Here is a 24639-nt window from a genome sequence, read left to right as displayed (position 1 = left end):
CGGTGCGTGACGGCGGTGGCGCGGCGGACGCGCCTCGTCTTCGTTATAGCCAATCGGGCGCGCGTTTGCAGCGGGTTCTTGCGGCAGGCTGCCGATCGTCGGCGAAATCCGCCTATTGACGGTGTTCGTGCGGGATCTCGCGAGGTCGCGCAATCGAAATCAGCGCAAGTCCGCCGGTGTATCGACGTCGCGCAGGATGCCGGGATCGTCGATGTCGAGCAGTTGCACCGGTGCGCTGGCGAACAGCGCGCGGGCGCCCGTGTCGCCGTCGAGGGCGGCAAGTGCTTCGAAGTGGTGCGCGGCGAAACCGACTGGATGCCCGCGCACGCCGCGATGCGCGGGCGCGACGATCGATGCGTTGTCGGCTTCGAGCGCGCGTGCGACCGTTTCGTAGGTGGAAGCGGCGATCCACGGCATGTCGCCGAGCGCGACGAGCCAGCCGCTCGCATCGGGCGTCGTGCGGACGCCGGCCGCGAGGCTCGCGCCCATGCCCCGCAACGCGTCGGGGGCATAGACGACCTGACAGCCGGCTTCGTTCAGCAGAATTGCAAGCGTTTCGGCGCCGGGACGCACGACGGCGATCACGTCGGCGGTGGCTGCCGCGAGACGGCGGGCGGCGGCCACCGCAACCGGCGTGCCGTCGGGGAGCCGGGCGAGCAGCTTGCTGTGCAGGCCGCTCGGGTCGAAGCGTTGACCAAGGCCGCCGGCGAGCAGGACGCCGGTGGCGAGTGACGCATAGGACATCGGCGCGAGGGGAGTGAGGCAGGTGCTGCGATTGTGCGGGAGCACACGGGGATCGGCAAGTGAGGATGTTACCGAATCACGCCTGCCGGATCGGGAAAACTGTCATCGCGCCGCTTCGTCGAGCATGCTTTCGTCGACAGGACCGTAAATTGCGTGCGATTCGTTCTGGATCACGGCCCAATAGCGATCGCCGAACGACCAGTGCCACCATTCGGACGGGTAATTCGTGAAGCCGGCGCGGGTCAGCGCGTCGATGAGGATTTGGCGGTTTCGCGCGGCCGCGCGGCTGATGAACGCGTTGTGCGTGTAGCACGTGCCGGACGATTCGTGGTCGGTGGCGTTCATGATGGCGAGGCAGGTTGCAGGCCGTCGGCCGATGTCGAGCAGGGTGGCCGCGGTCGTTTTGGTCAGACGAATCGCCAATATGCCAGAGTCTCGTGGAGAATGCGCCGCGATATGACCCGAGCGCGGGCGACGCTTACCAGAGCGTCTTGACGTGCGCGTATGCACGGATTTTTTCGTCGCGGGTGACGAGCGGCGCGCCGAGCCGCCGCGCGGTCGCGACGATCATGCGATCGGCCGGATCCTTGTGGAACGTGCCGGGCAGGTCGGTGGATTTTGCGGCGATGTCGGCATCGACGGGCACGAAACGCATGCCGTCGATCTGCGCGACGGTGGCGAGCCACGCGTCGACATCCATCGTCAGCGCGAGGCGGTCATTGCGCACCAGCATCGCGATTTCCCACGCGGAGATCGCCGATGCGGCGAGCGCACCTTCGCTCCGCGCACGATCGATCGCGCTCCGCGCCTTCTTGCTGAGCGCAAGGTCGCCCGCTACCCACCACACCAATGCATGCGTATCCAGCACGATCACCGCGACGCCTCCCAATCATCTTCCGCAATCGGATCGAGAGGATTGTCGTAGCGCATGACCGACCCGCGCAATATGTCCAACGGCTGGGCTTCGCGCGAGCGATACGGGCGGATCTCGAGCGTCGGTTTGCCGTGGTCGGTGACGATCAGGCTTTCGCCCGACGCCTCGACGAGCCGGAAGTATTCGAGCGCGCGAGCCTTGAATTCGGATTTCGATACGGGAGCGTGCGGCATCATGATATGTTCATGGTCATCAGACTATGGTCATTTTAGCCTCGCATTTCGATGCGGCGCAAGCGCCGTGGGCGTGACCGGCTCGCGCTACGCATCCGCCCACTTCCTCAACAGGTTGTGATAAATCCCGGTCAATGAAATGACCATCGGATCCTTCGCGCCTTTCTCCGCGGAAAGCGCCTGAATCTGCGTATCGAGCTGAAACAGCAGCGTGCGGTCGCCATCGTCGCGCACCATGCTCTGGATCCAGAAGAACGACGCCACGCGTTCGCCGCGCGTCACCGGTGTGACGTGATGCAGGCTCGATGCCGGATACAGCACGAGGTCGCCCGCCGGCAGCTTCGCGCGATGCACGCCGTACGTATCCTCGACGCACAGCTCGCCGCCCTCGTACGCATCGGGTTCTTCGAGGAACAGCGTGGCCGACAGGTCGCTGCGCACGCGGAAATCCGTGCCGCGCAGCAGCCGGATCGCGTTGTCGACGTGCGTGCCGAACGTCTCGCCGCCTGCATAGCGATTGAACAGCGGCGGAAACACCTTGAGCGGCAGCGCCGCCGAAAAGAACAGCGGATGGCGCGCGAGCGCATCCTGGATCGCATCGCCCACCGCGCGTGCGGCCGGCGAGCCTTCCGGCAATTGCCGGTTGCGTTTCGCGAGCGCCGACTGCGCGCCGGACGTCGCGTTGCCGTCGATCCATTCGGCGCGATCGAGAAGTTCGCGGCATTGCGCGACCTGCGCTTTCGTCAGTACGCCGGGGATGTGAAGCATCATGATACGGATTCCATTGCGTGCGGCGCCAGTTGCATCGCCGCCGACCGAAACGCGTCGAGCGGCGACGACACGAGATACGCGCGCATCTTCGCGATGAACGCGGGTGTCGCGGTGGCCGGCACCCGCGCGAGCCACACGAGCGCTTCGTCGACGCGCCCGCGCTCGGCGAGCAGCCGCGCGTAGTTGAACTGGCCGCGAAAATCGCCGGCAACGGCGGCACGGCGATAGTGGTCGAACGCGGCGTCGATATCGACCGGTACGACCCAGCCGTCCTCGTAGAAGCCGCCGATCAGGTTGATCGATTTCGCATGGCCGAGCGCGGCCGCGCGGCGAAACCACTCGAGCGCGTCGGCGCGGTTCTCGTCGACGCCGTTGCCGAGGGCGAGTGCGGTCGCGTAGTTGTACATGCCCCAGTCGAGGCCCGCCTGCGCGGCGAGCCGGTACCAGTACACGGCGACCGGCGCGCACGCGGCCGTGCCCCAGCCGAACTCGTAGCAGCGTCCGAGCATGTTCATCGCCATCGGATGATTCGCCTGCGCGGCATGCCGGAACCACGTGAGCGCGGCCGCGGGATCGCGCGGCACGCCGTGGCCGTCGAGCAGGTACTGCCCGTACACGGCCTGTGCATCGACGATGCCGTGCTCGGCCGCCGCCGCGACCCACGCGGCGGCGCGCTCGGGCGGCCCGGCCAGGATGTCGGCGAACTCGCGCGGCGAGACCGACGCGAGCGCCTTCAGCGACACGGCCTCCATAGATCAGTAGCGCGCGTTCAGCGTGACGAACGCCGAGCGGCCCGGCGCGATCGACGCATAGTGCGCCGGATACGCCTGATCGAAGTAGGTGCGGTTGAACAGGTTGTTCACGTTCAGTTGCAGATCGAGCTTCTTGTTGATCCGGTACTGCGCCATCGCGTCGAAGCGCCAGTACGACGGCACGGCGCGCAGGTTCGCGGGATCGCCGAACACTTCCGACATGTAGAACGCGCCGCCGCCGACCGTGAACTTCGGCGTGATGTCGTAGTTCGACCACATCGTGAGGCTGTGCTTCGGCGTGTTCGGGAAGCGGTTGCCGTTGTTCGCGGTGTCCTTGCCGTTGTCGCGCAGTTCGCTCTTCATGTACGTGTAGCCGCCGAACACCTGCCACTGCTTCGTGATCTGGCCCGCGACGCCGAGCTCGAGGCCTTGCACGCGCTTGTTGCCGACCATCGCGTACTGGTTGTTCGGCAGCGTCACGCGCGCGTTCGTCGTGTCGATCTGGAACAGCGCGGCCGTCAGCGACAGCTTGTCGTTCAGCACGTTCCATTTCGTGCCGAGTTCGATGCTGCGGTTCTTTTCCGGAGAAAGCTGATCGGCATTCGGGCCGACGCCGCCGCGGCCCGGCGTGAGCGACTGCGTTTCGCTGCCTTCGCCGAGCAGCATGCCGGCGGGCGTCGACGACGTCGCATACGACGCATAGATGCTGCCGTTCCGCGCGGGCTTGAACACGAGGCCGGCCTGCCAGTTGAACAGCGTGTCGTCGCGCGTGTAGGTCTTGCCGCCATTCGCCTTGGTATCGGTGAAGCGGGTCGAGTAGTCGTCGACGCGCACGCCGGCGTTGACCTGCCAGCGCGGCGTGATCTCGATCGTGTCGAAGCCGTAGATCGACTTCGTCGTGGTGCGCGCATGTGCGTAGTCGTTGTTGCGCGAGATCGAGCCGGCCCACGGATCGCTCGGGTTCGGCGACCACAGGCTCGTGCAGTTGTAGCCCGACGCGGCGCCGATGCCTTGCTGGCAGATCTTGCCGGTGTCGGTCGCGACCTTGTACGAGTCGCGCTTGCCCCATTCGCGCGACAGCTCGATGCCGGTGTTGAAGCTGTGCTTGAACGGGCCCGTGCGGAATTCGCCGAACAGCTCGGTCAGGTTCGCGAGGCTGTTGATCGCGCTGTTGCGGTTGTTGTTGCGGCGCCAGACCTTGCCGTTCACCACGTTGCCCTGGCTGTCGTCCGGCTGCGTCCAGATGTAGTCCTGCGTCGATTCCGTGTAGCGCGCGGTGTTGCGCACCGTGAGGTTCGGCGTGATGTCGTGCTCGATCCTGATCGTGCTGATGTCCGACGTGGTCTTGCGGAAGTCGCGGTCGATCAGGCCGTAGAAGTTGTGGCGATCGACGGGCGCCGGATAGATCGTGCCGACGTTCGCGGGCTTGTTCGACGTCGTATAGAAGTACGGGATGCCGCCGTCGGGCATGTCGTCCGTCTGCAGGTGGTAGTAGCTCGCGGTCACGCGCGTCGGCGTGCCGAGACCGAACGCGATCGACGGCGCGACGCCCCAGCGCTCGTTGTTGACGGCGTCGCGGCCGGCCACGTCGTTGTTGTGGCTCATCAGGTTCAGGCGGAACGCGGCGTGATCGGCGAACTGCCAGTTGCCGTCGGCGGTGAAGCGGCGATAGCGGTCGGTGCCGACGCCCGCGCTCGCGGCGGCCGTCGTGCCGAGGTGCGGGGCCTTCGTGATCAGGTTGATGCTGCCGCCCGCGCCGCCGCGGCCGCCGTACGCGCCGTCGGAACCCTTGGTGATCTCGACGCGCTCGGTGTTGAAGATCTCGCGCGTGGTGGCGCCCGTGTCGCGCATGCCGTCGACGAACATGCTGCCCTGCGTGTCGTAGCCGCGGATGAACGGACGGTCGCCGAGCGGGTTGCCGCCCTCGCCGGCGCCGAACGTGATGCCGGGCACGGTACGCAGCGCTTCGGTCAGCGTGGTCGCGCCGCTGTTCTGGATCAGTTCCTGCGGGATCACGGTGACGGATTTGGGCGTGTCGACGAGCGGCGCGGTGAATTTCGCGGAAGCGGAAAAGTCGGCCTTGTAGCTGTGCTCGGTCTTGCCCTGGATCTCGATCGGCGCGAGATGGCCTTCGGTGCCGGCGGGCGCCGCGGGCGGCGTGCCGTCGGCGAACGCGGGGCTCGCGGCCAGCACGCTGCAGAGGGTGGTGAACTTGCCGAGCTTCAGCTCGTCGGGACGGGACTTCATGGTGCGCTTCGACCTCGCGGTGTGGCTCCCGGGGCAGTGCGCTACGGAAATGTGCATGCCGGCGGGGATTATTACGATTTGTTTTCAGGCGGCATTCTATGTAATTTCTTTACGAATGAGAAGCGTTCTTGTTCTCATTTGTCGGGGAATTGTTGACGAATGTTGCGGAGGGGACGAAAGCTCGTGGCCGGGGAGCGCCAGGCAACGCAATGGCGTCTGCCGATGGCTTCGTCGCTGCAATCGCCGCCTCGAACGGTTCGATCGTGGCCACGCGCGACGTCGCGCCGTTCGAAGCAGCAGGCCTGCGTGTGATCGACCCTGGGTTCCGCTGACGCCGGGTCGGCCACCGTCACGTCCCCGGCGCCGAAAATGACAACGCGCCGTGCAAGTCGGCGCGTTGAATGCGTTACGTCTGCGCGCGGCCCTTGAACTGCAGCAAATTCCCGTTCAGGCGCGCGACACCGGCCGCAGATCAGTCGATTCCGTGAAACACCGCATCCTCCGGCCCCAGGTATGCCGGCGGGCGCCACGTCGCGTCGCGCATCGAATGCTGGACGAGGTTCTCGACGCCCAGCAGCACCGCGAAGATCGCCATCCGCACCGGAATGCCGTTGTCGGTCTGCCGGAAGATCGCGAGACGCGGGTCGCGGTTCAGGTCGACCGACAGGTCGTTCGCGCCGGGCCGGCTGTCGCGCGGCAGCGGGTGCATGATCAGCGTGTCGGGCTTGCACACCGAGTCGACGAGCGCCTGGTTGATCTGGAAATCCGGCGTATAGCCTTCGAACGACTCGTCGGTGAAGCGCTCCTTCTGGATCCGCGTCGCGTAGACCACGTCCGCGCCGCGCAAGCCCGCCGCGAGATCGTTCGTCTGCTCGACCGCGTGGCCGTTCGTCGAGATCTGGTCGACGATGTACGCCGGCATCTCGAGCGTCGGCGGCGATACGAGCGTGAACTTCAGCCCGCGGTACAGCGCGAGCAGCTTGACGAGCGAGTGCACGGTGCGGCCGTACTTCAGGTCGCCGACCAGCGCGATGTGCGCGCCGTCGACGATCTTGCCGAGCCGCGAAAACTCGCGCTGGATCGTGTAGAGGTCGAGCAGCGCCTGGCTCGGGTGCTCGCCGGGGCCGTCGCCGCCGTTGATCACGGGCAGGTTGGTCGCCCGTGCGAATTCGGCCACCGAGCCTTTTTCCGGATGGCGGATCACGAGCGCGTCGACGTAGCCGGCCATCACGCGGCTCGTGTCGTAGATCGATTCGCCCTTCGCCATCGACGAGAACGTGAAGCCCGTCGTGTCGCACACCGAGCCGCCGAGCCGGCAGAAGGCCGCGCCGAACGACACGCGCGTGCGCGTGCTGGCCTCGAAGAACAGGTTGCCGAGCACGGCGCCTTCGAGCACGCGTGAAATCTTGTGACGCCGCGCGATCGGCTGCATGACGTCGGCCACGCGGAACAGCGCCTCGACCGAATCCCGCGAAAACTGGTCGACCGAGATCAATTGCGGCTTGCCTTCGAACAGGAATTGCTTCGCGAGCCCTTGTTTATCTACGCTTTGCGTATAGTTTGCGCCATCCGGCGCCGAACGCTCGACGATTTCCGACACGAAGCGCTCGACGATCTCGGGCATCCCGCGCGATTCCTGCGAATCGTCCGGAAGCAGCCACGTATCCAGCGCGCGGCGGCTGACGCCGATGCGATTCGCGAATGCCTCGCGGGTCATGTTGAGGCGGCGCATCGCGTCGCGGAGGAAGGCTTGCTGGGGAACGGTCATCGGCGGCTCCTGGGCGGAAAATATACGCGGTGCGTATATTAGTTTCTGCCGCGATGAAGTCAAGAAAAATCTGTGCGCGCACGGGTGGCGCGTATGACACTCGCGGGGCCGTACTGGCGCGCGGCGCGCGTCTCCGTATAATCAGGTCAGGCCCCGTGTCCGGCAGCGTGCCGGGCGCCGCGCCGCACACGATTCGCCCGGTCGGGCTTGTTGATTCGAAGGAGAATGAGAATGACGCGTACGATTGCTGCAATGCTGCTGGTGGTGACCGCCGCGCTCGCCGGTTGCAATACCGTCGCCGGCGTGGGCCAGGACATTTCGAAGGGCGGCCAGGCGATCAGCGATTCGGCTGAAAAGGCCAAGTAAGCCGACCGGTTCCGGCATGCAGAAGGCGCCGGGCCTTCCCGCGATGGCGGGGCGGCCCGGCGCCTTTTTTGCGTACGAATCGATGCCGCCGGCGTCAGGCGCGTTCCACGAACGCGTAGCGGCCCTCGACCTTGCGCGGCGTGAACCAGCCGTAGTCGGGGAACAACCGGTTGCGGACGAACCAGACATAACCGACCAGCGCGACCGTGATCGCGAGGCTCGGCAGCGCGGCGGACGGATCCCGCCCGAGATCGGCGACGGTCTTCGGCATCTGCAGCAGCGACAGCAGGATGAACGCGTGATATGCGCCGACACGATGGGTCGCGAAGCCCCAGATGAACAGCAGCGACAGCGGCACGGTCAACGCCAGGAAGGCGGTGACCAGGACGCCGCCGGCGCCGGACGCGAGGAAGTAGTACGCAAGCATCAGGCTGATGACCAACTGCGCGATGCCGAGCGCGATCAGGATCCGGATGTGTATCTTGTTCTTGCGGCAGCGTTCAGGGTCGGGGCGCGACGCGATCAGGTGCGCGAGCACGCGATCCTTGAGCCCTTGCCCGGATAGCTCGGCCAGTGCGTCGGCCTTCCTCGTTCCCGCGGACAGCAGCACCGCGATTCTTGTTTTGGCTTCCTTCCTGTTCATTGCGTGGCGGAGTGTTGTTCGATGATGGTCAAAGGGATCGGCCACGCGAATATTGCATCTTGCGCAGTCGTGCGCAACGGTTTTGCGGTGCGCGGACACATTCCTACAGTCGCCCGCCATGTGACGGAAAGGCTGGATCGACGAGCGCCGCGACGTCGACGGAGGCGCCGCCGTCTCCGCGGGGACGCGACGAACGCGAGTCAGTCGGCGGCGGCCTGCGCGGCGAGCGCGGCGCGCGATTCGACGGGCGGCTCCCGCCGTCGCGTCGCGCCTACGAGCATGCCGGCGACGACGAGCGCGATGCCGGCGACACGTGTGCCGGTCAGCGTTTCGCCGAACAGCGCGACCGCGAACAGCACGGCCGAAACCGGCGCGATCGCGGTGAACAGGGCCGCCTCGGTGCCGCTCGTGCGCGCCGAGCCCGCATACCAGCACAGGTAACCCAGCACGGTCGGAATCAATGCGTAGTAGACGATCGCCGACACGGCGCCGACGGTCCAGCCGCTCGCCACCGCATGCCATTCGAACGCGGCCGGCACGAGTGCGAGCACGAAGCCGAGGCCCGACATCGCGGTGGATAGCGCAAGCGGCGGCAACGGCGCGGCAAGCCGACGGTTGAGCAGGATGAAGACCGCTTCGCATGCGACGGCCGCCAGCACCAGCGCATCGCCAACGAGCGTTTGGAGCGACGGCATCGCATGGCCCGGCGCGAACGTGACGAACAGCACGCCGGCCGTGGCGAGCGCGGCGGCCAGCCAGTCGCGCGGCGTCTGCCGCTCGCGCAGCACGACGGCCGCGATCAGCGTCGACATGGCCGGCAACGTGCCGAGCATCACGCCGGCATCGAGCGGCGACGACAGCTTCGTGCCGCTGATCAGCAGCACCGTATAGCCGACGCCGCCCGCCGCCGCCTGAATGACGAGCAGCACGGCATCGCGTGCGGAGATGCGCGGCCAGCGCATGCGCTGCGCGCGCATCATCGCGAACAGCAACGGGGTCGCGATCAGGAAGCGCAGCGCGGTGGCCGCGAACGGCGGCAGGCCGCCGGCCGCGAGACGACTCGCGATGACGGTGCTGCCGACGCCCGCCATCGCGGCGGCGAGATAGAGATAGCCGATCAGTCGTGTCTTCATGCGCTGCATCGTCGTGTATGGCGGCAGCGTGCGTCTTGAACGAAATTGCAGCCAGGGACGGACTGAAGGTGGTGAACCGTCGGCTTGCGCTGACGCAACAGGTCGCGGCGGCCTTCGAGGGGGTAGTCGCTTTCGAACGCAGTGCGCCCGGCGCCTGCGGCGCTGCGCGGCCGACGGCGTTACTCAACCCGCCTGCGTGAACCGCCCCGGCGTGATGCCGAACTGGCGCGCGAATGCGCGCGTCAGGTGGCTCTGATCGGCGAAGCCGGCTTCGGCCGCGGCATCGGCGATCGGCAGGCCGCTGGCCAGCAGCGCGCGCGCCAGCCGCGTGCGCGACTGAACCAGGTATGCATGCGGCGTGATGCCGAGCTCGCGTGCAAAGCCGCGCAGCAACTGGAAGCGGCTCACGCCGCTCAGGTCCGCCAGCTCGGCGAGCGACACGGGTGCGGCCGGCGCCGCGTCGAGCCGCTCCCGCGCGACGTGGACCGCCGGCGCGACGCCGGCCGCCGGCAGCGTGCGGCTTGCGTGCCGGGCGAGCAACCCGGCGACGAGCATGACGAGCGCTTCGTCGCGGGCCAGCGGCTGGGTTTCGCCTGCGACGATGCGCGCATGCAGCCGGCCGACGGCGGCCGCAAGCCGCGTGTCGCGCACGGCCGGATGCGCAAGCTCGACGCCGCCGAGGCCTTCTTCCGCCGCGACGCTCGCGACCAGTGCGGGGGCGAGATAGAGCATCCGCCAGCGCCGCCCGGTGCCGGCTTCGAGCGGCGAGCCGTCGTGCACCTCGCCCGGGTTGACCATGATCGCGTCGCCTGCGAGCGCGTCGACCTGACCGCGGCCGCTCCACGACCGGTGCGCACCGCTGACGATCACACCGACCCCGAATTCGTCGTGCGCGTGGCGCGGAAACGCGCGGTCGGACTCGAGGCTGATTGCCTCGATGCCTTCGCCGGTGCGTCGGTAATGGATGACACGGTGCATGTGCGCTCCTCGTGCCGGGGGCGGCGCGGATCACGTGCACTTTAGCGTGTTCCGGCGCCGCGCGCCCTTCATCCTTTTGGCCGATACCGCGCGGCGCGCGCAGCCCGCACCATGTGCGCATGAGCAGCGTACACGGCCCGCCGGGCCTGAGGCTGCGCGGGAGGCGGCAGGTGGAACGACAGGATCCGGTATTCATTCAGGTGGGTGCGCTCGCGGACGGCTTCGCGCCCGAGGCGAACATCCTCGCATCCGTCGACGCGCTCGTCGGGCGGACGCTGACGCTCGTCGACGCATCGGGCGCGTGGCGCGTCCATACGTTCGAGCCGGGCGCGCTGCAGTGGCGCGACGCGGTGGCCGATACGGGCGGCCGCGCGCCGTGCCGCGTGACGCGGCTGCGCGACGGGCTGTACTTCGTCGACTACATCGATGCCACCGCTCGGGCGACATCGGTCAGCCTCGTGATCGATCTCGACAACGGCGTGTGGACGTCGGTCGTCGGTACGTTGCCGACGGAAGCCGACACGCGCATCGATGCGTTCACGCGCGTCGCGCGTGGGCTGCCGCTGACGGCCGTCGACGCGCAATTCCGACACGGCACGCTCGGCGGCCACGCCGAGCCGGGCCCGCTTCACGCGCCCACGCGCGAGCTGATCGGCAAACGCACGATGTATCGCTACAGCCCGACCGAATGCTACGAGCACATCTACCTGAACGAGAATTTCTACGCATGGCAGTGTCTGCAGGGCGTCGAAGGCGGGCTGGCCGATGTCGACCGCTGTCATTACTTCAAGATTGCGGACGAGCTGTATCTGTTCGTGTGGCGCGAAAAGGTGGTGCCGACGCTCGGCGTCGTGCTGATCGACCTCGCGCAACGCAAGACCGACGGCAAGATCTTCGGCTATCAGGGCGGCGATTTCGGCACGCTGTCGAATTTCCCGGTCGGCGCTTACGCGCAGGTGCTGAACGAAACCGTGCATCCGCTCGGCGACGAGGCGCAGCGATGACTGCCGTGCGGGGCAGCGGCCGCCTGCATGCGGATTTCAGCGGGCGCGTCGTGCTCGTCACGGGCGCCGCGCAAGGAATCGGCGCGGCGATCGCGCGCCGTTTCGCGGAATCCGGCGCATTCGTCGCCGTGGCCGACCTGAACGGCGACGCGGCGGCCGTGCAGGCCGACGCGCTGGCGAGCGCGGGCGGCGAAGCGCGCGCGTATCGGGTCGATGCCGCGAGCCGGGACGAACTGGATGCGCTCGTTGCGGCGGTCGAGCGCGACGGTGGCCGGCTCGATGTCGTCGTTCACAATGCCGCGTATTTTCCATTGACGCCGTTCGCGCGGATCGACGAGCCGACGCTCGAGCGCACGCTGTCGGTCAACCTGTCGGCGCTGTTCTGGCTTGCGCAGGCCGCGTTGCCGGCCTTCGAGCGCGCGGGGGCCGGGCGGCTGCTCGTCACGTCGTCGGTGACGGGGCCGCGCGTCGTCTATCCGGGGCTCGCGCATTACGCGGCGTCGAAGGCCGGCGTGAACGGCTTCATTCGCGCGGCGGCGCTGGAGCTGGCGTGCCGCAACGTGACGGTCAACGGCGTCGAACCGGGGATGATCCGCACGCCGGCGGCCGGCAATCTCGGCGACGCGTCCGTCGCCGCGCAGATCGCGCGCGACATTCCGCTCGCGCGGATGGGCGAGCCCGAGGACATCGCGAACGCGATGCTGTTTCTTGCATCGGCCGACGCGGCGTACATCACCGGGCAGACGATCGTCGTCGACGGCGGCGCGACCTTGCCGGAGAGCGGGGCGGTGCTGGGCAACGGGTAGCGGTGAGCCAGCGCGGGCATCGGTTTCGGCGAGGCCGTGCGGGCATCTGCGGACGGCCCGTATCATGAGGGCACGTGCCGCACGCCGTGCCGCGACTACAGCCAGCCGTTGCGGATGAACTCGACGATCGAATAGCGGCGATGCTCGAGATCGTGCTGCCGGACGGCTTCGACGATGCGCGATACGCCATCCGCATAGGGTGTCGCGCCGGATACGCGCGATTCGAACTGCAGGCTGCATGCGCCGTCGTCGATGCGTATCCGGTGAACCGCATGGCGGCCGAGCCGATCGTCGGGGATGCCGAATTCGCTGCGCTGCACGGCCGGGTCGCGCACGGAGCGGATGTCTTCCGGCCGTACGCCGAGCGATTGGGCGATACCGACGGCCGTGCCGGGGACGGACGTCTTGCCGGCCTGATGCGACTCCGTCACACCGATCTCGCAGTCGCGAAACAGGTGGCCGCTGGCTTCGAGCATGCACATGAACTTCAGCATCAGGATGTTCGTGTTCGGGCACAGCACGACCGGAAAACCGTACGTCCCCGTTTCGAGGTCGGAGCCGGTCGACAACTCGACGAGCGGCGACGCGGTGGCCTGGCAGAATGCGATCGCGTCGGGGAGTTCGCGGCCCGAGCCGGCATGGACGACGATCGTTCGGGCGTCGGTATGTCGGGCGTCGCTACGTCGGGCGTCGGCTCGCGCGCTGTCCGGCCACGGCATCACGCGGCAGGCGGCCGGGTCGAGCGTGTGCGAGCCGAGCAACTCGTTGGCGAGCTTGCCGGTTCCGATGACGAGTACTTGCATGGGATTGACGGTTGAGATTGGGGAGGCGAGTCGGCGGTGGTACATGCCGTCGGGCAGGCGGGCTTGGTTGTCGTGCCGCGCGCCGCGCCTGGCGGACATCGCGCATTATGCCCGGCTGTCCGTTGGCGCGCTTGTCGGGCCGGGCATGGGGTGCCGCGGCGCATAGGCTCGCCGACGTCCAACCCTCGGCAATCCTCGGCAACCGATCTCTCCCGCGATGTTGCGATGCCCCGCGGCGTGTGGGCCGCGATCCGCTTCCTGACGCCGCCGGGCGGGCTCCCGCGCAACCAAAGCGAAACGGCCGAAACCGCATTACGGCACCCTCATCGCCGTGCGCACGAACGCGTGAACGGCGCTACGCTGTCGGCATTTCAACCCATCACCCTCGATCCAGGAGAACACATCGATGGAACACCACCTGAAAGGCAAGGCAGTCGCGATCACCGGCGGCTTCGGTCATCTGGGCGTCGCGACGGCCGCGTGGCTCGGCGAGCGCGGCGCCCGCGTCGCGCTGATCGGCCGCGGCGCGGCTCCGGCGGCGCAGGCGCTGCCCGGCGTGCCGGCCGATGCGCTACGCATCGGCGGCATCGATCTCGTCGATCCGCGGGCCGCCGTGCAGGCGCTCGAAACGGTCAATCGCGAATTCGGCCGGGTCGACGCGCTGCTGAACATCGCCGGCGCATTCGTGTGGCAGACGATCGCCGACGGCGATGCCGCCACGTGGGACCGCATGTACGAACTGAACGTGAAGACGGCGCTGAATGCGTCGAAGGCCGCGCTGCCATACCTGGTGGCGAGCCAGGCCGGCCGCATCGTCAACATCGGCGCGGGCACGGCGTTCAAGGCCGGCGCGGGGATGGGCGCGTATGCGGCCGCGAAGGCGGGTGTCGCGCGGCTCACCGAGGCGCTCGCGGCGGAGCTGCTCGATCGCGGCGTGACCGTGAACGCGCTGTTGCCGAGCATCATCGACACGCCGCCGAACCGCAAGGACATGCCCGACGCCGACTTCTCGCGCTGGGTCCGCCCGGAACAGCTCGCGGCGACGATCGGATTCCTGCTGTCGCCCGACGCGCAGGCGATCACCGGTGCGTCGATTCCGGTGAGCGGGCGCGTCGCGTAGTGCGCCGGGGAGGGCTCGCCGGGTCCGGCCGTGCGTACAATGTCGCACCGGATCGCGCGACCCGAACCCGAGACCCGAACCCGAGACCCGAATCCGAGACCGAATACGAGACCCGAATCCGAGGCCATGACCCAGCCCACCATCCTGATCGTCGAAGACGAACAGGCGATCGCGGACACGATCGTCTATGCCCTCGGCACCGACGGCATGCAGACCATGCACTGCACGCTCGGGCAGGCGGCGCTCGGTCATCTGCGCGACACGCGTGTCGATCTCGTGGTGCTCGACGTCGGCCTGCCGGACCTCAGCGGCTTCGAGGTATGCCGGCGGCTGCGCACGTTCACCGATATCCCGGTGATTTTCCTGACCGCGCGGCACGACGAGATCGACCGGATCGTCGGGCTCGAGATCGGCGCCGACGATTACGTCGTCAAGCCGTTTTCGCCGCGCGAGCTGGCGGCGCGGGTGCGCGTGATCCTGCGCCGCTTCCACCGGGCGGCCACGCCGGAACCGGTGCCCGCGCCCGTGCCGGCCGATGCGTGCGCACCGGTTGCCTCCGGCTTCACGCTCGACATCGACGGCGCGCGCGTGTCGTGGCTCGGCCACGCGCTGGACCTCACGCGCTACGAATTCGGGCTGCTCGCGCTGCTGGTCCGGCATCCGGGGCGCATCTACTCGCGCGAGCAACTGATGGATCTCGTGTGGCACGAAGCGCTCGATTCGGCCGACCGCACGGTCGACACGCATATCAAGACGCTGCGCGCCAAGCTGCGCGCGATCGATCCCGAGCGCGACCCGATCCGCACGCATCGCGGAATGGGTTATTCGCTGCAACCGTAACGATCGGCTCCGCCCATGCATATCGGCCTGCGCATCTTCTTCGGCTTTTTCCTGATCGTCGGCCTGGCCGCGCTGATCACGCTGCGCGTGTTCGTGCAGGAGGTGAAGCCCGGCGTGCGCGAAGCGATGGAGGACACGCTCGTCGACACCGCGCAGGTGCTGGCGACGCTGGCCGCCGACGACATGGCGAACGGGCATATCGCCGACGGCGCGTTCGCGCGGCAGCTCGGGAAACTGCACGAGCGCCCGGTCAGCGCGAACGTGTGGGGCATCCAGAAGAACGCGATCGGCTACCGCCTCTACATCACCGACGCACACGGCATCGTGCGCTACGACTCGTCCGGCAGCGCGGTCGGGCAGGACTACTCGCGCTGGAACGACGTGTACCGGACGCTGCGCGGCGAATACGGCGCGCGCAGCACGCGCAGCGATCCGAACGACGACGGCAGCACCGTGATGCACGTGGCGGCGCCGATCCGGCGCGGCGACGAGATCATCGGCGTGCTGACGATCGCGAAACCGAATCAGACGGTCGCGCCGTTCATCGCCCGCAGCCAGCGCAAGATCATGCTGTACGGTGCGTTGCTGATGGGCGGCGCGATGCTGATCGGCGTCGCGTGCACGGGGTGGCTGGTGCTCGGGCTGCGGCGTCTGCAGCGCTATGCGCGCGCGATCGCGGCCGGCGAGCGCGCGTCGATGCCGCTGCAGGGCGCGAACGAGCTGGCCGAGCTCGGGCGCGCGGTGGAAAGCATGCATCGGCGGCTGGAAGACCGGCAATACGTCGAAACCTATATCCACACGCTCACGCACGAGATGAAGAGCCCGCTGGCCGCGATCAGCGGCGCGGCCGAGCTGTTGCAGGAGGACATGCCGGTCGCGAACCGCCGGCGCTTCGCCGAGAACATCCGCCGCCAGGCCGGCCGCTTGGAACAGATGATCCGCAAGCTGCTCGCGCTGGCCGAGGTCGAGCAGAAGCAGCGCCTGTCGGTGCACGAACCGGTCGCGCTGCGGCCGGTGCTCGAACAGCTCGTCGACGATATCGAGCCGCGCGCGCGGCAGCGCGGCGTGAGCTTGCGGATCGATGCGAACGGTGCGGCGGATGCGGCCGATGGAGCCGATGCGGTGGTCGTCGACGGCGATCCGTTTCTGCTGCGGCAGGCGCTCGGCAACCTGCTCGACAACGCGCTGGATTTCGCGCCGCCGGGCAGCACCATCCGGATCGCACTCGAGCGGCAGCCGGCGGGCAGGGCGCACGTCGCGGTCGTGCGCGTCGCGGACGACGGCCCCGGCGTGCCCGACTACGCATTGTCGCGCGTGTTCGAACGCTTCTATTCGCTGCCGAGGCCCGACGGGCAGGATCGCAGCACGGGCCTCGGGCTGTGTTTCGTCCGTGAAGTCGCGATGCTGCACCGCGGCCAGGTCGCGCTCGCGAACCGCGCGGAAGGCGGCGCGTGTGCGACGCTCACGCTGCCGTCGGCCGGCTGATCGCGCGCTTCACACCCACCACACATTCGCTTCACATCGGCTTCAATCGCCCTTCACCGGGGCCGCTCATGCTGACCGTACCTTCCACTCCGGTACCTGCCAGCAATGAATCGAGTCCTGTTGTTCAAGTCCATGATTACCGCGTTTCTCGCGCTGGCGATCCTGATCCCGCTGCAGATGGTCCAGAGCATCGTGCGGGAACGCGCCGACTATCGGCAAAGTGCGCTGGAAAGCATCTGGGCGAGCTATGCGGGGCCGCAGACGGTGACGGGGCCGGTGCTCGTCGTCCGTTACACGGAAGTCACGCGCGTGAGCGACGACGTGCGGGCCGGCGGCAAGGCGAAAACCAGCCTGAAAAGCGAGGCGAAACGGCTGCTCGTATTCCCGAAGACGTTGAACGTCGACGGCACGCTGTCGGTCAGCACGCGCTATCGCGGCATTCACAAGGCGCTCGTGTACGCGCTCGACAGCCGGATGACCGGCACGCTGCCGCTGCCGGACCTGAAGAAGCTGCCGCAGGCCGACGGCCACGTGAGCTTCAAGGTCGACGGCGCGTACGTCGCGCTCGGCATCGGCGATCTTCGCGGGCTGAAGGCGCAGCCCGACCTGCGCATCGACGGCACGCGGATCGACGTGGAGCAGGGCACGCGGCTCGACAGCCTGCGCCAGGGCGTGCATGCGAACGTCGATCTCGCGGCGCTGGCGGACGCAAACGCGGGGGCGACGGTCGTGCCGTTCAGCATTGCGCTGCCGCTGGCCGGTGCGGAGTCGGTCGCGTTCGCGCCGGTGGGCGACCAGAACGACTTCTCGCTGAAATCGACGTGGCCGCACCCGAGCTTCGGCGGCGAATTCCTGCCGGCCGAGCGCACGGTCGATGCGCGCGGCTTCGTCAGCAACTGGCGCGTGACGTCGTTCAACACGAAGGCGCGCGAGCAAGTGGCGTCCGGCAACGGCGACGGTGGGATCGAGAGGGCGTCGGTGTCGGTGATCGAACCCGTGAACGTCTATCTGCAGGCCGAACGCGCGACGAAATACGGTGCGCTGTTCGTGATGCTCACGTTCGCGAGCTTCTTCATGTACGAACTCGCGAAGCGGTTGCGCATTCACCCGATCCAGTACACGCTGGTCGGCCTGTCGCTCGCGCTGTTCTTCCTGCTGCTGCTGAGCCTGTCCGAACACATTGCGTTCGGCTATGCGTATCTCGTGGCGAGCGGCGCATGCATCGGGCTACTCGGCTTCTACCTGTCGTTCGTGCTGCACAGCGTGAAGCGCGGCGCGACATTCACGGCGCTGCTCGCGATGCTGTACGCGGCGCTCTACGGGCTGCTGCTGTCGGAAGACAATGCGCTGATGCTCGGCTCGCTGCTGCTGTTCGCGATCCTCGCCGGCATCATGACGCTCACGCGCCGCGTCGACTGGTATTCGCTCGGCGCCGCGTGGCAGCCGCTGGCCGACAAACCGGACGCGGTGAAGCCGGGCACGCCCGCGAAGTAGGCGAGCGGGTGCGAGCAAGCGCGCGCCAGTCGCGAATGTCGCGACCGGCGCGCGGTTTCAGGCGGGCCGGATGCCCTTTATGCGGCCGTCCCGGGACGACGAAACCGCGCCAGCGGAATCTCGGCGATGGCCGCGATCTCGATCAGCAGGTCGGGACGGTAGAGGCGCTCGACCTGGACGGTCGTCGTCACCGGGTAGGGTTCGGCGAAATAAGCGTTGCGGATGTCGCCGGCGTGCATGAATGCGTCGATGTCGATGGCGTAATGGACGAGCGAGATCACGTCGCGCATTTGCCCGCCCAGTGCGGCCAGCACGTCACGGATGTTGTCGAGCGTTTGCCGGACCTGGGCGCGCATGTCGCCGGCGCCGACGACCTGCCCGGCGCGGTCGAGCGCGACCTGACCCTTCAGATGCACGATCCGGCCGTCGCCCTGGATCACGGCCATCGAGAATGCGCCGAACGGCGCCCAGACTTCCGGCGGATTCACGGCTTCGGCCATCGCGCAGCTCCTGTGGGGGCGGAAATGGGGTAACGCAGCGGCGTGCCGCGTTCGGCGATCGCGCCATGATGAACGTGGACGCGTTCATCGTCGACGGCCAGCCCTGCCGAAAGCGGCGGCGGCCCGGATCGCCCTATACTCGCCTCTCCACATTACCGGACCACGCCGTGCCTAACCAAGCTTCCGGAGATCCGTCCATCGACGATCCCCGTCCGATCCCGCCTATCCAACCCGAACTGGAAGACTGCTGCAACAGCGGCTGCTCGCCGTGCGTCTTCGACCTGTACGACGAAGCGCTCGCGCGCTATCGCGTCGAGCTGGCCGAATGGGAGGCGCGGCAAGCGCAGCGCGAGCATCGCAAATAAGCCGGATGCCTGCGAGCGGCCATGCATTGCATGCACCGCATCGGTTGCCGGCGTTGGACTGACGAGGCCATTTCCGTCGCGCGTCAGGCGTCACGTATCCGCATGCAGCCGCCGATGCAGCGGCCCGAGCGCCATCGACAGCGCGATGCAGCCGAGCAACACGGCCGTCAGCGTGAACATCGACACCCTGAACCCCTGCACGTAATCGAGCGCGGCCGGATGCACGCCGAGCCGCGCGAAGAACACGCCGCCGATCGTCGCGGCGCCGACCGCCGCGCCGATCTGCAGCATCGCGCTGACCATTCCCGACGCCACGCCCGCGCGGGCCGCGTCGACTTCCGCGAGCACGATCCGCACGACCGACGGCAGCACGAGCCCTTGCCCGATGCCGATCGCCGCGATGCCCGCATAGAAGCCGGGCCCGGGCGCGCCGTCGCGGGCGAGCGTGGCGGCGGTCGCGACGCCGGCCGCGAGCATCGCGAAGCCGAGTGTGAGCACGCGATACGCGCCGAACCGGGCGACGAGGCGCGGCATCAGCAGCGGGCTCGCGAGAAAACCGAGCCCGAGCGGCAGGATCGCGAACCCGGACGCGAGCGGCGACCAGTTCAGGCAGCCCTGCAGATAAATCCCGTAGCTCAGGAAGAACGCGCTCAGCATGTAGAACAGGAACGCGAGCAGGAGCCCGAGCGCGACGACCGGGTTGCGGAACAGGCGCACGTCGAGCAGCGGATCGCGGCCGCGCGCGAGCCGGCGCGATTCGACCGTCAGCAGCGCGCCGAGCATCGGCAGCGCGCCGACGGCGCACGCGATCATCCATAGCGGCCAGCCGGCTTCGCGGCCGTGCGTGAGCGGATACACGAGCATCAGCAGGAACAGCGACAGCAGCACCGTGCCCGGCACGTCGATGCGCTGGCCGCGCGGCGGGCGGTTTTCCGGGATGAAGCGCCAGCTGCCGATCAGCGCCAGGATGCCGATCGGTAGATTGACGAGGAAGATCGCGCGCCAGCCGAGCCCGAACGGATGCAGGCTGATCAGCGCGCCGCCGCCGAGCTGGCCGATCACGGCCGCCAGGCCGAACGCGAACCCGTAGAAGCCCATCACGCGCACCTGTTCGTGCGGGCTGAACACGCTGCGGATCGTCGCGAGCACCTGCGGCGCGAGGATTGCGGCGAACACGCCTTGCAGCACGCGCCCGCCGACGAGCACGGTGCCGTTGTCGGCGAGCCCGCACAGCGTCGACGCGAGCACGAAGCCGGCCATGCCGACCATGAACATGCGTTTGCGTCCGTACAGGTCGCCGAGCCGCCCGCCGGTGATCTGGGCGACCGCGTTCGCGCATGCATAGGCCGACACGACGAGCTGCAACTCGGCCTGGCGCGCGCCGATGCCGTCGCGAATGGCCGGCAGCGCGAGATTCACGATGAAGTAGTCGAGCGGCGGCAGAATGGCGCCGACCAGCAGGACCACGAGCGCCCAGCCGTGATGGCGGGGCGTCGCCGCGGCAGCCGCGCCGGCCGACGCGCAGGGGGCAAGGGTGTTGTTCGTCATGAAAGCAGATCCGAAAAAAGAGGGCCCGATAAGCGATGGACGCGAGCAGGCCGTTGACCCCATATTCTGGTCATCGCTCATGGTTCGGAAAAGCGGGAAAGAGTGGTAGCATCCATCGGGTTATTCGATGGATGGAGGAAGGCGATGCGCGGTTTCGATCTGGATCAGCTGCGCACGTTCGCGGCGGTCGCGGACGCCGGCAGCCTGACGGCCGCCGCGCCGCTGCTGCACCTGTCGCAATCGACGGTCAGCGAGCAGGTGCGCAAGCTCGAATCGCGCGCGGGCGTGCCGTTGTTCGTGCGCAGCAAGCGCGGTGTCGAGCCGACGCCGGCCGGCTCGCGGCTGTTGCAGCACGCGCGGCGCATCGTCGCGCTGAACGAGGCCGCGTTCGACGAACTGCGTGGGCAGGCGATCAAGGGCGAGTTGCGCGTCGCGATCACCGACTACTACCGCACGAACGAAGTGGCGGGCATGCTGGCGCGGCTGCGTGAGTGCTATCCGCAGCTGAGCCTGCACGTGAGCGCGATGAAGAGCGCGGATATCGAAGCGGCGCATGCGCGCGGGCAGATCGATCTGGGCGTCGTGATGAACATGTCGAGCGGGCCGTTCCGGCCGGTGTCGGCCGATACGCGCTGGGTGCTGCGGCGCGAACCGCTGTCGTGGGTCGCGTCGCCCGCGCTCGCCGAGCAGTTGCCCGAACCGCTGCCGCTCGTGTTGCTGCCGGACGACTGCATGATGCATCAGGTCGCGGTGCGCTCGCTCGACGAGCAGCACACGCCGTACGTGCTCGTGCACAGCGCGTCGGGCGTCGCGGGGTTGCAGTCGATGCTCGCGGCGGGGCTCGGGGTCGGCTGCCTGTGCGCGTCGGCGATCGGCGACGGCCTGATGCGGCTCGGCACGAAATACCGGCTGCCGCCGCTGCCCGACGCGGTATTTTCGCTAACGCCGCCGCTGCCGGGCGAGCGCGAGACCGTCACCCAGGCGCGCGAGGTGCTGTCGCGTCAATTGCTGATGTAAAACCGTGCCGCGTGCATCGCGGACATCCTGTTCGCCGGGAAAAATCCACGAATGGCGCGGCCCCGCGATTCACGCACGCCGCTTTCTACTCGGCGAGCTCACCGTCCGCATACGTACGCAGCCCGTTGGCCAGTGCATCGAACACGGCCCGGCAGCGCGGGCTCGTCCGCAGATCCTCGTGCATCACGACCCAGGTTTCCAGCCGCATCGCGGGCCCGTCGGGCAGCACGCGCACGAGCCGCGCGTCGCGTTTCGCGAGCGCCGTCTGGCAGAAGCCGATCCCGTAGCCGGCGCGGATCAGCGCAAGCTGCGCGAGGTTGCTGTCGGTGCGCAGCGCGAACGCGTCGCGCTGCCACTGCGGCATGCCGCGTCCTGCCGCGCGGATGAACGGCGTGACCGTATCGAAGCCGATCAGCGCGTGATGGGCGAGCGCGTCGATCGTCGCCGGCGCGCCGTGGTGCGCCAGGTAATCGTCGCGCGCATACAGTCCGACCTCGATTTCGCCGACACGCCGCGCGACGAGCGCGTCCTGCGCGGGCGGCGCCATCCGGACCGCGATGTCGGCCTCGCGCTTGAGCACGTCCTGGATGCGGTCGGTCGGCACCAGTTCGATCACGAGCCCCGGATGGTCGCGCCGCAATTGCGCGAGCATCGGCGGCAGCACCTCGACGGCGATCACGTCGCTGGCCGAGATCCGCACGATGCCGCGCACGCCGGCGCCGTGGCTGGCCGCCGCGCGCTCGAACGCGGCCGCCGCGCTGCGCAGCGCCTCCGCATGGCCGCGCAGCGCGAGCGCCGCCTCGGTCGGCAGCAGGCCCGACGGCGACCGCGTGAACAGCGTCTGGCCGAACGCGGCTTCGAGCGCCGCGACATGGCGGCCGGCCGTCGGCTGCGTGATGCCGAGCGCGCGGGCCGCGCCGGACAGCGAGCCTTCAGTCAGCACCGCGAGGAAGGTGCGGTAGCGTTCCCAGTTCAGATCGGTGGTCATGCATAAATGTATAGCTGATCGACTGGGTTCGGCAATTCCTTGATAGCAGGCGGCGCCGCAGAATGCGTGTCGTGATGGTTTCATTCAAGGAGAGCGGCAATGACGGCAAACGCAAGCGGGATGCAACGGCAGGCGCTCGTGCTCGGCGCGAGCGGCGGGATCGGCGGGGAAGTCGCGCGGCAGTTGCGCGATGCGGGCTGGCAGGTGCGTGCGCTCAAGCGCGGGCTCGATGCCGAGGGCGTGGAGCGCGACGGCATCGCCTGGGTGCGCGGAGACGCGCTGGATCGCGATGCAGTGGTGCGCGCCGCCCGCGGCTGCAGCGTGATCGTGCATGCGGTGAACCCGCCCGGATACCGGAACTGGGCCACGCAGGTGCTGCCGATGATCGACAACACGATCGCGGCGGCCCGGGCCGCGCAGGCGACCGTCGTGCTGCCGGGCACGGTCTACAACTTCGGCGCCGATGCATTTCCGGTGCTGCGGGAAGATGCGCCGCAGCATCCGGCGACCCGCAAGGGCGCGATCCGCGTCGAACTGGAGCGGCGGCTGCAGGACGCCAGCGCGCACGGCGTGCGGACGATCGTCGTGCGCGCCGGCGATTTCTTCGGGCCGCAACTCGGCAACAGCTGGTTCTCGCAGGGGCTGGTCAAGCCGGGGCGGCCCGTCGCGGCCATCAGCGTGCCGAGCCGCGGCGTTGGCCATCAATGGGCGTATGTGCCGGACGTGGCCCGCACGATGGTCGAGCTGATCGAGCGGCGGGAGACGCTGGAGCCGTTCGCGCGTTTCCATCTGGGCGGGCATTGGGACGAAGACGGCATGCAGATGGCGCGGGCCGTGCAACGCGTCGCGCAGCGGCACGGCATGCGGCCGGCGCTGCGCGATTTTCCGTGGTGGCTCGTGTGGGTTGCCGCGCCGTTCGTGACGACGCTGCGCGAATTGCTCGAGATGCGCTACCTGTGGCGCGAACCGATCAGGATGGACAACGCGCGCGTGACCGCGGTGCTCGGCCGCGAGCCGGTGACGCCGCTCGATACGGCGGTGGAGGCGACGCTGGCGGGGCTCGGTTGTCTCGGGTGAGCAACGGCAGGCAGTACAGGCTGCGCCCCCGCACGGAAACGCGTCGTGCCGAACCGAAGAAGCCGCGGGACCACAATTCTCCACATACCCGCGTGCGTCCGATGCGCATCATGTCGGGCAATGCCGATAACGCGAAAACGGGGGCGCGATGGGGTACTTCGGGTGGAAAATGTCGGTTGCGGGAGCAATCATGTTCACATTGAGTGGATGTACGAACCTGGCCGGCGTGCTGTATTGCGGCAACTCGCAGTTCAACTTTCCGGACTACCACTGCTTTGAGTCGTACAGGTAGGAACAGGCGCGACGCCTGAATGCCGTCGTGCCCGTGCCCCGTGCGGTTTTCCGCTTGCCGTCACGGCTTGCCGTTACGCGACGACCGGCAACACCTCGACTGCATAGCGATGCGTGAGACTGCGCCCGAGCACCGGATCGTGCAGTTCCATTTCGAACGCATCGCCGTCGCCCATTGCCGCGATCGCGCCATGCACGGCGACGGTCCCGCCATACATCGCGCAGCGCGCGGGCATCGTGCGGCGACCGTCGAACCGCTGCCACAGCACGTCGGGCGCGAGCAGGCCGCTGACCGGGCCGTGCTGGTACGCCGTCCGCTCGCCGTCGCGCGCGATCAGCCACGAGCGCATCTCGAGCGCATCCCAGTGATCGGCGACATCCGCATGACGCCACGCGTCGCGGCCGAGCGGCTTCGCGCACACCTGCTTCGACACGGCCACGCCGTACGCCTCCACTTCGCGATCCGTGTGATCGGAGCCGACCGTGACGAGCGTGCCGGCCGGGCTGTCGACCAGCACGCATTCGATCTCGCCGCCCGAGCGCGCGCCGAGCACGCCGATCGACGGTGCCTGCGTAAGCAGCGCGGCCGACACGCGATAGAAGCACGGCGTGGTCGACGGCGGCGCGACGCCGAGCGCCGCGAGTTCGTCGATATGCGCGTGGATCGCGGCCGGGTCGCGTCCGGCCCAGCCGGCGATCACGACGCGCTCGATGTCGACGTCGACGGCGGCCGGCGCGTGTTGGAGGGAAATCACGTTGAACGACAGGGTTGGCATGCGGCTATCCGTTTGA

At 68.2% G+C, this 24639-nt stretch carries 26 protein-coding genes and 1 pseudogene; 11 read left to right on the top strand and 16 right to left on the bottom strand.

Annotation, left to right across the window (positions count from 1 at the left end):
- Window positions 1–159: 159 nt before the first annotated feature.
- The 7 genes from CFB35_RS24465 to CFB35_RS24435 all read right to left on the bottom strand — a co-directional run bounded on the left by CFB35_RS24465 (window position 160) and on the right by CFB35_RS24435 (window position 5621).
- Window positions 160–744, bottom strand: coding sequence for an NTP transferase domain-containing protein (locus CFB35_RS24465; protein WP_059584758.1), 585 nt, complete (start codon window positions 742–744; stop codon window positions 160–162).
- 102 nt (window positions 745–846) lie between these two features.
- Window positions 847–1254, bottom strand: coding sequence for a M15 family metallopeptidase (locus tag CFB35_RS35445; RefSeq protein ID WP_256940229.1), 408 nt, complete (start codon window positions 1252–1254; stop codon window positions 847–849).
- Window positions 1223–1618, bottom strand: a complete 396-nt coding sequence (locus CFB35_RS24455) for a type II toxin-antitoxin system VapC family toxin (protein ID WP_060311657.1) — start codon at window positions 1616–1618, stop codon at window positions 1223–1225. Before CFB35_RS24455 ends, CFB35_RS35445 begins: the two co-directional genes overlap by 32 nt.
- Entirely contained in the window at window positions 1615–1854 is a 240-nt protein-coding gene (locus CFB35_RS24450) for a type II toxin-antitoxin system Phd/YefM family antitoxin (protein ID WP_021158157.1), read from the bottom strand. Before CFB35_RS24450 ends, CFB35_RS24455 begins: the two co-directional genes overlap by 4 nt.
- An 84-nt stretch (window positions 1855–1938) precedes the next feature.
- On the bottom strand, window positions 1939–2622 hold the full coding sequence (locus CFB35_RS24445) for a Fe2+-dependent dioxygenase (protein WP_089465666.1): 684 nt from the start codon (window positions 2620–2622) through the stop codon (window positions 1939–1941).
- Window positions 2619–3374: a tetratricopeptide repeat protein gene (locus CFB35_RS24440; RefSeq protein WP_089465665.1), complete on the bottom strand. Its 756-nt coding sequence runs from the start codon at window positions 3372–3374 to the stop codon at window positions 2619–2621. The genes CFB35_RS24445 and CFB35_RS24440 overlap by 4 nt, the downstream gene beginning before the upstream one ends.
- Before the next feature lie 3 nt (window positions 3375–3377).
- On the bottom strand, window positions 3378–5621 hold the full coding sequence (locus CFB35_RS24435; protein WP_089465664.1) for a TonB-dependent siderophore receptor: 2244 nt from the start codon (window positions 5619–5621) through the stop codon (window positions 3378–3380).
- 176 nt (window positions 5622–5797) lie between these two features.
- On the opposite strand from CFB35_RS24435, the pseudogene CFB35_RS24430 reads away from it, so the two are divergent.
- A pseudogene (locus CFB35_RS24430) lies at window positions 5798–5953 on the top strand (VapC toxin family PIN domain ribonuclease); the annotation flags it as partial.
- Window positions 5954–6093: 140 nt separating this feature from the next.
- Here the strand turns inward: CFB35_RS24430 and CFB35_RS24425 are convergent.
- Window positions 6094–7389 carry an aspartate carbamoyltransferase gene (locus CFB35_RS24425; protein ID WP_089465663.1) on the bottom strand — a complete coding sequence of 432 codons (1296 nt, stop codon included), beginning with the start codon at window positions 7387–7389 and terminating at the stop codon, window positions 6094–6096.
- 231 nt (window positions 7390–7620) lie between these two features.
- Between CFB35_RS24425 and CFB35_RS24420 the strand changes: the two genes are divergently transcribed.
- The gene (locus CFB35_RS24420; RefSeq protein WP_006485835.1) at window positions 7621–7755 is read left to right on the top strand and encodes an entericidin A/B family lipoprotein; all 135 of its coding nucleotides are present in this window, start codon (window positions 7621–7623) and stop codon (window positions 7753–7755) included.
- 94 nt (window positions 7756–7849) lie between these two features.
- On the opposite strand, the gene CFB35_RS24415 is transcribed toward CFB35_RS24420, so the two are convergent.
- From CFB35_RS24415 to CFB35_RS24405, 3 genes are all read right to left on the bottom strand, one after another.
- On the bottom strand, window positions 7850–8398 hold the full coding sequence (locus CFB35_RS24415) for a hypothetical protein (RefSeq protein ID WP_059584770.1): 549 nt from the start codon (window positions 8396–8398) through the stop codon (window positions 7850–7852).
- Between the two features lie 200 nt (window positions 8399–8598).
- Window positions 8599–9531, bottom strand: a complete 933-nt coding sequence (locus tag CFB35_RS24410) for a DMT family transporter (protein ID WP_089465794.1) — start codon at window positions 9529–9531, stop codon at window positions 8599–8601.
- A gap of 183 nt (window positions 9532–9714) precedes the next feature.
- A complete protein-coding gene (locus CFB35_RS24405; RefSeq protein WP_089465662.1) occupies window positions 9715–10509 on the bottom strand; it encodes an AraC family transcriptional regulator in 795 nt (264 codons plus the stop codon).
- A 170-nt stretch (window positions 10510–10679) separates the two neighbouring features.
- On the opposite strand from CFB35_RS24405, the gene CFB35_RS24400 reads away from it, so the two are divergent.
- Window positions 10680–11513, top strand: coding sequence for a molybdenum cofactor biosynthesis F family protein (locus tag CFB35_RS24400; protein ID WP_060968949.1), 834 nt, complete (start codon window positions 10680–10682; stop codon window positions 11511–11513).
- The gene (locus CFB35_RS24395) at window positions 11510–12319 is read left to right on the top strand and encodes an SDR family oxidoreductase (RefSeq protein ID WP_089465661.1); all 810 of its coding nucleotides are present in this window, start codon (window positions 11510–11512) and stop codon (window positions 12317–12319) included. The genes CFB35_RS24400 and CFB35_RS24395 overlap by 4 nt, the downstream gene beginning before the upstream one ends.
- Before the next feature lie 95 nt (window positions 12320–12414).
- Here CFB35_RS24395 and CFB35_RS24390 read toward each other — a convergent pair whose 3' ends face one another.
- Window positions 12415–13122, bottom strand: a complete 708-nt coding sequence (locus CFB35_RS24390; RefSeq protein WP_089465660.1) for a dihydrodipicolinate reductase C-terminal domain-containing protein — start codon at window positions 13120–13122, stop codon at window positions 12415–12417.
- 406 nt (window positions 13123–13528) lie between these two features.
- On the opposite strand from CFB35_RS24390, the gene CFB35_RS24385 reads away from it, so the two are divergent.
- The 4 genes from CFB35_RS24385 to creD all read left to right on the top strand — a co-directional run bounded on the left by CFB35_RS24385 (window position 13529) and on the right by creD (window position 18061).
- On the top strand, window positions 13529–14242 hold the full coding sequence (locus tag CFB35_RS24385) for an SDR family NAD(P)-dependent oxidoreductase (RefSeq protein ID WP_089465659.1): 714 nt from the start codon (window positions 13529–13531) through the stop codon (window positions 14240–14242).
- 126 nt (window positions 14243–14368) lie between these two features.
- On the top strand, window positions 14369–15082 hold the full coding sequence (gene creB / locus CFB35_RS24380; RefSeq protein ID WP_089465658.1) for a two-component system response regulator CreB: 714 nt from the start codon (window positions 14369–14371) through the stop codon (window positions 15080–15082).
- 15 nt (window positions 15083–15097) lie between these two features.
- Window positions 15098–16567, top strand: a complete 1470-nt coding sequence (gene creC / locus CFB35_RS24375; RefSeq protein WP_060009283.1) for a two-component system sensor histidine kinase CreC — start codon at window positions 15098–15100, stop codon at window positions 16565–16567.
- 105 nt (window positions 16568–16672) lie between these two features.
- On the top strand, window positions 16673–18061 hold the full coding sequence (creD, locus tag CFB35_RS24370) for a cell envelope integrity protein CreD (RefSeq protein ID WP_089465657.1): 1389 nt from the start codon (window positions 16673–16675) through the stop codon (window positions 18059–18061).
- A 77-nt stretch (window positions 18062–18138) separates the two neighbouring features.
- On the opposite strand, the gene CFB35_RS24365 is transcribed toward creD, so the two are convergent.
- Window positions 18139–18561 carry a RidA family protein gene (locus tag CFB35_RS24365; RefSeq protein WP_059584786.1) on the bottom strand — a complete coding sequence of 141 codons (423 nt, stop codon included), beginning with the start codon at window positions 18559–18561 and terminating at the stop codon, window positions 18139–18141.
- 167 nt (window positions 18562–18728) lie between these two features.
- On the opposite strand from CFB35_RS24365, the gene CFB35_RS24360 reads away from it, so the two are divergent.
- Window positions 18729–18926: an oxidoreductase-like domain-containing protein gene (locus CFB35_RS24360; protein ID WP_060310679.1), complete on the top strand. Its 198-nt coding sequence runs from the start codon at window positions 18729–18731 to the stop codon at window positions 18924–18926.
- 90 nt (window positions 18927–19016) lie between these two features.
- On the opposite strand, the gene CFB35_RS24355 is transcribed toward CFB35_RS24360, so the two are convergent.
- Complete coding sequence (locus CFB35_RS24355) at window positions 19017–20474, bottom strand: MFS transporter (protein ID WP_089465656.1); 1458 nt, start codon at window positions 20472–20474, stop codon at window positions 19017–19019.
- Window positions 20475–20618: 144 nt separating this feature from the next.
- Between CFB35_RS24355 and CFB35_RS24350 the strand changes: the two genes are divergently transcribed.
- Window positions 20619–21491 carry a LysR family transcriptional regulator gene (locus CFB35_RS24350; RefSeq protein ID WP_060310681.1) on the top strand — a complete coding sequence of 291 codons (873 nt, stop codon included), beginning with the start codon at window positions 20619–20621 and terminating at the stop codon, window positions 21489–21491.
- Window positions 21492–21576: 85 nt separating this feature from the next.
- Here CFB35_RS24350 and CFB35_RS24345 read toward each other — a convergent pair whose 3' ends face one another.
- Entirely contained in the window at window positions 21577–22479 is a 903-nt protein-coding gene (locus CFB35_RS24345; protein ID WP_089465655.1) for a LysR family transcriptional regulator, read from the bottom strand.
- Window positions 22480–22578: 99 nt separating this feature from the next.
- Between CFB35_RS24345 and CFB35_RS24340 the strand changes: the two genes are divergently transcribed.
- Window positions 22579–23556, top strand: coding sequence for an NAD-dependent epimerase/dehydratase family protein (locus CFB35_RS24340; RefSeq protein ID WP_060310682.1), 978 nt, complete (start codon window positions 22579–22581; stop codon window positions 23554–23556).
- Between the two features lie 365 nt (window positions 23557–23921).
- Here CFB35_RS24340 and CFB35_RS24335 read toward each other — a convergent pair whose 3' ends face one another.
- Window positions 23922–24623, bottom strand: a complete 702-nt coding sequence (locus tag CFB35_RS24335) for a DUF2848 domain-containing protein (RefSeq protein WP_089465654.1) — start codon at window positions 24621–24623, stop codon at window positions 23922–23924.
- Window positions 24624–24639: the final 16 nt, after the last annotated feature.

Source organism: Burkholderia sp. AU16482 (assembly GCF_002223285.1).
Classification (GTDB): Bacteria; Pseudomonadota; Gammaproteobacteria; order Burkholderiales; family Burkholderiaceae; genus Burkholderia; species Burkholderia semiarida.
Note: the sequence above shows the minus strand (reverse complement) of the source record. Positions and strands in the feature narration are given on the sequence as shown.